Annotated in this window: 4 protein-coding genes; all 4 read right to left on the bottom strand. The window is 67.7% G+C overall.

Translation table 11 applies throughout. The features are described 5' to 3' along the window. Positions 1-79 precede the first annotated feature (79 nt). The 4 genes from EJC77_RS20025 to EJC77_RS20010 all read right to left on the bottom strand — a co-directional run bounded on the left by EJC77_RS20025 (position 80) and on the right by EJC77_RS20010 (position 6,093). Positions 80-517, bottom strand: coding sequence for an ABC transporter substrate-binding protein (locus EJC77_RS20025; protein WP_125617018.1), 438 nt, complete (start codon positions 515-517; stop codon positions 80-82). A 430-nt stretch (positions 518-947) separates the two neighbouring features. After that, the gene (typA, locus tag EJC77_RS20020) at positions 948-2,864 is read right to left on the bottom strand and encodes a translational GTPase TypA (RefSeq protein WP_125617015.1); all 1,917 of its coding nucleotides are present in this window, start codon (positions 2,862-2,864) and stop codon (positions 948-950) included. A gap of 222 nt (positions 2,865-3,086) precedes the next feature. Beyond that, positions 3,087-4,877: an ABC transporter family substrate-binding protein gene (locus EJC77_RS20015; protein ID WP_125617012.1), complete on the bottom strand. Its 1,791-nt coding sequence runs from the start codon at positions 4,875-4,877 to the stop codon at positions 3,087-3,089. Between the two features lie 271 nt (positions 4,878-5,148). Then, positions 5,149-6,093, bottom strand: coding sequence for an alpha/beta hydrolase (locus EJC77_RS20010; protein ID WP_240630395.1), 945 nt, complete (start codon positions 6,091-6,093; stop codon positions 5,149-5,151). Positions 6,094-6,257: the final 164 nt, after the last annotated feature.

Below are 6,257 nucleotides of genomic sequence, written 5' to 3'. Positions count from 1 at the left end.
GGCCCGGCCGTCCGACCCACGCCATAGCACGGGCCGGGCAGGACATCAACCAAAATCCTAAGTTAAAACAACGCGGGTCCTAACCCTTGATCGACTGGAAGAAGTAGGAGTTCAGCTGGGCGTTCTTGGCCGCGGCGCCGAAGTTCCAGGCATCCACGAAGGACGCGGCCGTGATGGCCTCGCCGTTGGAGAACGTCTGGCCGCTCTTGAGCTTGATGGTGTACTTCTGCGAGTCGGTGGTCGTGATGGAGTCGGCCATCTCGTTGACGGTCTTGCCTGTGGCGTCGTAGCTGACCAGGCCCGAGAAGAGCAGGTCCATGACGCGGCCGCCGCCGACCTCGTTGGTGTTCGCGGGCAGCAGGCCGTTTTGCGGCTCGGTGCTGTTCGCGGTGATGACCTTGGTGGCGTTCCCGGTGGAGTTGGTGTTTCCTCCGCCCGAGGAGCCGCCGCATGCGGACAGGGACAGGGCGACGACGGCCGCCAGGCCCAGTGCTTTGGAAGTGCGCGTGTAACGCATTCCGCCTCCTTGCTGTGAATTGGATTCGAGCCGACTTCTTGTTCAAACGTTTTTTGTTCAAACGGCGCCGTGCTCCCCATCGAGCACGACTGTGTTGCAGCTCATACGGCACGAGCCTACCCGCTCCGGGTTACCAACCAGTAATTGTGGGGCGCTGCCGGCCGGATCTTTATAGAGATGAGACCTGCGCCACACCAGCCGGCAACGCCGAATGCCCGCCCGGAGGTTCCGGGCGGGCTGATTTCGACGGGCTCAATCACCGGTGGTCGAGCCTGTCGAGACCTTGGGATTTCGGCAGGCTCAATCACCGGTGGTCGAGCCTGTCGAGACCTTGGGATTTCGACGGGCTCAATCACCGGTGGTCGAGCCTGTCGAGACCTTGGGATTTCGGCAGGCTCAATCACCGACCGGGCTCAATCACCGACCGGGATCAGGCCTTGGCGCGGGCGCGGAACGCCTTGGCGCGGTCGGACGCGTTCAGGATGACCTTGCGGATGCGGATCGACTCGGGGGTGACCTCCACGCACTCGTCCTCGCGGGCGAACTCGAGGGATTCCTCCAGGGTCAGCACGCGCGGCGGCGTCAGGTTCTCGAAGGTGTCCGAGGACGCGGCACGCATGTTGGTGAGCTTCTTTTCCTTCGTGATGTTCACGTCCATGTCGTCGGCGCGCGAGTTCTCACCGACGATCATGCCCTCATACACCTCGGAGGTGGGCTGGACGAAGAACGAGCCGCGTTCCTGCAGGTTGATCATGGCGAACGGGGTCACCACACCGGCACGGTCGGCGACCATGGAACCATTGGTCCGGTACTCGATCGGGCCGGCCCACGGCTCGTAGCCCTCGGCGATGGACGAGGCGATGCCGGCGCCACGGGTGTCGGTCAGGAACCGGGTGCGGAAGCCGATCAGGCCGCGGGCGGGGACGATGAACTCCATCCGGCACCAGCCGGTGCCGTGGTTGGCCATGTTGGTCATGCGGCCCTTGCGGGCTGCCATCAGCTGGGTGACGGCACCCAGGTACTCCTCCGGCACGTCGATGGTCATGTGCTCCATGGGCTCGTGCGTCTTGCCGTCCACCTGCCGGGTGACGACCTGCGGCTTGCCGACGGTCAGCTCGAAGCCCTCGCGGCGCATCTGCTCGACGAGGATGGCCAGGGCCAGCTCGCCGCGGCCCTGCACCTCCCAGGCGTCCGGGCGCTCGGTCGGCAGCACCTTCAGCGACACGTTGCCCACCAGTTCCTTGTCCAGGCGGTCCTTGACCTGGCGGGCCGTGACCTTGGCGCCCTTGACGCGGCCGGCCAGCGGGGACGTGTTGATGCCGATCGTCATCGAGATGGCCGGGTCGTCGACCTTGATCAGCGGCAGCGGCTGCGGGTTGTCGACGTCGGTCAGGGTCTCACCGATGGTGATGTCCTCGATGCCGGCAACGGCCACGATCTCGCCGGGGCCCGCGGACTCGGCGGGTACGCGCTCCAGCGCCTTGGTGGCGAGCAGCTCGGTGATCTTGACGTTCTTGAGGGTGCCGTCGTGCCGGGCCCAGGCCACGACCTGGCCCTTGCGCAGCGTGCCGTTGAAGATGCGCAGCAGCGCCAGGCGGCCCAGGAACGGGGACGCGTCAAGGTTGGTCACGTGGGCCTGCAGCACGCCGTCCGGATTGTACGTGGGGGCCGGGATGTGGTCGACGATGGTCTTGAACAGCGGCTCCAGGTCCTCGTTGTCCGGGGCGGCGCCGTTGTCCGGCTGCGTCAGCGAGGCGCGGCCGAGCTTGCCGGAGGCGTAGACGACCGGCACGTTCAACACGGCGTCCAGGTCCAGGTCGGGCACCTCATCGGCCAGGTCGGAGGCCAGGCCCAGCAGCAGGTCCATGGATTCGGCGACGACCTCGTCGATGCGGGCATCGGGGCGGTCGGTCTTGTTGACCAGCAGGATGACCGGCAGCTTCGCGGCCAACGCCTTGCGCAGCACGAAACGGGTCTGCGGCAACGGGCCCTCGGAGGCGTCCACGAGCAGAACGACGCCGTCGACCATGGACAGGCCGCGCTCGACCTCGCCGCCGAAGTCGGCGTGGCCGGGGGTGTCGATGACATTGATGGTCATGACCGTATCCGGGGAGGACGGGCCGTTATAGGCGACGGTGGTGTTCTTCGCCAGGATGGTGATGCCCTTTTCACGCTCCAGGTCACCGGAGTCCATCACGCGCTCGGCCACTTCACCGTGCTCGGCGAATGAGTGCGTCTGCCTGAGCATGGCATCGACCAGGGTGGTCTTGCCGTGGTCAACGTGCGCCACGATGGCGACGTTGCGCAGGTCATTGCGCGAGGCAGTTTTGACGGTGGTTTCGCTCATGCGTGAAGACTCGATTCAGTTGGGCCCGGCTGTGGGCCCGAAAGGGCCACGGCAGTAAGTCAATGGTGAAATATGGTGGCCGCGATTGTCGGCAGATAGCACCATTCTAGACGCCCGCGGCAAAAACGCCCTACACACTGTAGCGCATCCCACATTGGATGGGCCCACGCTTGCCAGGTTCCCGAAAATCGCGCCAGCGATTTCCGGGCCGGCAAGTGGGGATCACTTCCCGCTCTTCCAGTCCCACACGTTCCACCACGGACCCACGGACACGGGCGAGGGCACCAGTCCGGAGACCTTCGCGCCGGTCGCGGTGAGCGTCAGGTCCTGGTACAGCGGCAGGCCGTAGAACGAGTCCCACAGCAGCTTGTCGATCTGCACCTTCAGGGCGTCCCGCTTGGCCCGGTCGGGTGTGACGAGGAGCTCGTCCATGAGCTGGTCGGCCAGCGCGTTCGAGTAGTTGTTCGTGTTGGCCGCCCCACCGGTCTTGAAGACCGGCTCGATGGTCGCGGTCCCGGCGCCGGCGCTCGTGAGCCCGAACAGCGCAGCGTCGTAGGTGCCGGCCTGCAGTTTGGCCCGCCATGTGGTGGCGCCGACTCCCTCGTCGACGATCTTGAACCCCGCCTGCCGGGCCGAGGCGGCGATGAGGGCGAAAGCGGCGGCGCGTTCGTCGTCGTCCTTGTTGTACAGCAGGCGCACGGTCGGGGTGGCACCGGCCAGCAGGGACCGGGCGCCCTCAAGGTCCGGCGCCGCGTACTTGGCGCTGCCATTGTTTCCGGCGGCCTCGTTGTAGGCGCTCTGGGACGGCACGAGCAGCAACGAGTTCAGCGTGGCCGCGCCGGGATCGAGCGGCTTGACGAGCTCGTTGACGATGTCCTGGCGCGGGACCGTCTTGAGGAACGCCTGGCGCAGGGCCGGGTTGGCGAACACGCCCTTGAAGTTCAGTGCGACCTGCTCGAAGCCGGGGCCCCGGCCGACCTGGAATTTCACGCCGGCACCCTTCATGCCGGCCAGCAACGCCAGGTCGTCGGTGTTGGCCGGCACGTCGATGAGATCGGCCGTCCCGTCGGCGAGGGCCGAGATCCGGCCGCCGGCGTTGGCGATCGAGGTGACCGCAATGGTGTCCAGGTGCGCGGCGGGGCCCCACTTGTAGTCCGGGTTGCGGGTGAGCTCCAGCGATTTGCCCGCCGTGATCGTCTTGATGACGTAGGGGCCGTTGGACAGAGCCAGGGACGGGTCGGGCATGGCCTTCGTGTCGAAGCCGGTGTTCCAGAAATCGGCGACGCGGCGCAGTTCGGCGTTCGCCGGCACGGGTTTGGCCGGATTGCCGGCCGGGATCTTGAGCAGGAGCGCGGACAGGGCCCCCGCGTCCTTGAGTCCGGACCGCACGGCCACGATGTGGGCGGGGACGTCGATCCGGGAGCCGAACGCCGTCTCCCAGTCCGCGTTCGGGTGGGTGTACGTGAGGGTGAGGGACCGGCCGTCGTCGCCGATCTCCGGCAGCGCCGTCTTCCCGAGCGCGGCCGCGGTCGTCGAGGGCGTGAAGTACCGGGTGCCGGCGGTGACCTTGAAGTCCTTGTCGACCGTGGCGTCGTCGTAGTAGCCGGAGGCGGCCGCCCACGCGAGCAGCAGGTCGTTGGCGTCGACGGGCGCCCCGTCGGACCATTGCACGCCGTCATTGACCGTGTACTTGATGACGAGCGGGTTCTCGGAGACCATCTTGTACGTGCCGAAGGCCTCGTTCCGCACGAGCGCCAGGTTGTTGTCGACGTAGTTGAAGCCGGCGTGGGTGGCGTAGGCGATCCGGTCGTTGAGCGCGGAGGCGCCGGTGGCGCTCGTCGGGTTGAACGAGCTGAACACGCCCGGTTCGGCGACGGTGACGCTGCCGCCCTGGGTGGGGGTGGCCTGGCTGGTGGCCGGCAACGGCGCGGGCGCGTGGCCCGTGCAGGCGCTGAAGACGAGTGCGGCGGCGATCAGCATGACCGTGGTTCGAAGAATGCGTCCGAAGCGCATTCCACCTCCTGAAAACTTGATTTGCCGCGCTCTGCCCCGCCGTACATGGGGGCCGGCTCCCAAGAAGCCTATCGCACGGGCTTGTCCGGAACCCCGCGCCGAAGTTGTGGAGGTCCGACGCCGGAGCGTTGCGCTGGGTGCCCGGGCGCCGGTTTATTTCTGCGCAAGGCCAGGGGCCGGGCGTTGCCCATGTTCTGCAGTGGCGCAGGGCCGGGGTCTGGCAGTGCGCAGAACCGCTGTGGCCGGCACTGCACGACGTTCACTGCGGGTGTCATGCAAGTGCCTCGCGTTGGGCGTCGATGAGGTGTTCGATGGCGGGGCCGGCGTCCCGGGCGAAGCGGGGGAAGCTGAGGAACCCGTGCGTCATGGCCGGATACCGGGCCAGGTGCACGGGTACCCCGGCGCCCTGCAGTGCCCGGGCGTAGTGGACGCCCTCGTCGTGGAGGAGGTCGTGCCCGGCAACGGCCACGAAGGCGGGCGGCAGGCCGGCCAGGCTCGCCGCATGAATGGGCGACACGCGCCAGTCCGTGCGGTCCTCGTGGTCGCCGAGGTAGTGCTGGTAATAGCGGCTCATGTCGTCGGCCGTCAGGAACAGGGCGCGCTCCTTGTCCTTGTACGACGGGGTCTGCCCGGTGCCGTCGATGGCCGGGTACAGCAGCGCCTGGTGCGCAAGGGCAGGGCCGCCGCGATCCCGGGCCATGATTGCGACGACGGCGGCGAGGTTTCCTCCCGCGCTGTCCCCCAGGACGCCGAGGCGTCCCGTCGCGCCAAGTTGTGGGGCGTGGGCGGCGACCCAGGCAAGCGCGGCGTAGCAGTCCTCCGGCGCCGCCGGGAACGGATGCGCCGGTGCCAGCCGGTAGCCGACGGAGACGACGACGGCGTCCAGCCCGTCCGCGACGCGGCTGGCGATCCAGTCGTTCATGGTGAGTCCGCCAAGCACCCAGCCACCGCCGTGGTAGGCGACGACGAGGGGGCGCGCCGCCGCCGTCGTCCGTACCGGGGTGTAGATGCGAACCGTCATGCGGTGCGTGCCGTCAATGGTGAGGTCCTGCGCGGTCACGCCCTTGGCGACGCCGCCGAACACGAACCGGGTGGCCGGGTTGACAGGCACGCCGATGCGTTGGATGAGGGACAGCAGGCCGGGTGACACGTTCGCGATCGACGACCACGGCACGGCCCGCAGCGCCCTGCCCAGCCGCCTGATACCCGGGGCCATCGGTTCCACGGGCACTCCCTTTGCCGTCGTCGCCACCACGCAGTGTCCTGCGGCAACTGTAGCGCCGGACGGTGCGGCCGGCCTAGGACGGTGCTGAACAATGTGGGTGGCTTGAGGCGCGCCTGCTGGACTTCGCCGCCTGGTCGTTAAGACTGGATACATGC

Source organism: Specibacter cremeus, from assembly GCF_003946885.1.
Taxonomy (GTDB): Bacteria; Actinomycetota; Actinomycetes; order Actinomycetales; family Micrococcaceae; genus Specibacter; species Specibacter cremeus.
The sequence above is the reverse complement of the archived record's forward strand: the minus strand, read 5'-3'. Positions and strand labels throughout refer to the sequence as shown.

Bases quoted from the DNA above. Each gene is read 5' to 3' on its own strand.
- EJC77_RS20025 (WP_125617018.1), bottom strand. From the start codon at position 517: ATGCGTTACACGCGCACTTCCAAAGCACTGGGCCTGGCGGCCGTCGTC.
- typA (WP_125617015.1), bottom strand. From the start codon at position 2,864: ATGAGCGAAACCACCGTCAAAACTGCCTCGCGCAATGACCTGCGCAAC.
- EJC77_RS20015 (WP_125617012.1), bottom strand. From the start codon at position 4,877: ATGCGCTTCGGACGCATTCTTCGAACCACGGTCATGCTGATCGCCGCC.
- EJC77_RS20010 (WP_240630395.1), bottom strand. From the start codon at position 6,093: ATGGCCCCGGGTATCAGGCGGCTGGGCAGGGCGCTGCGGGCCGTGCCG.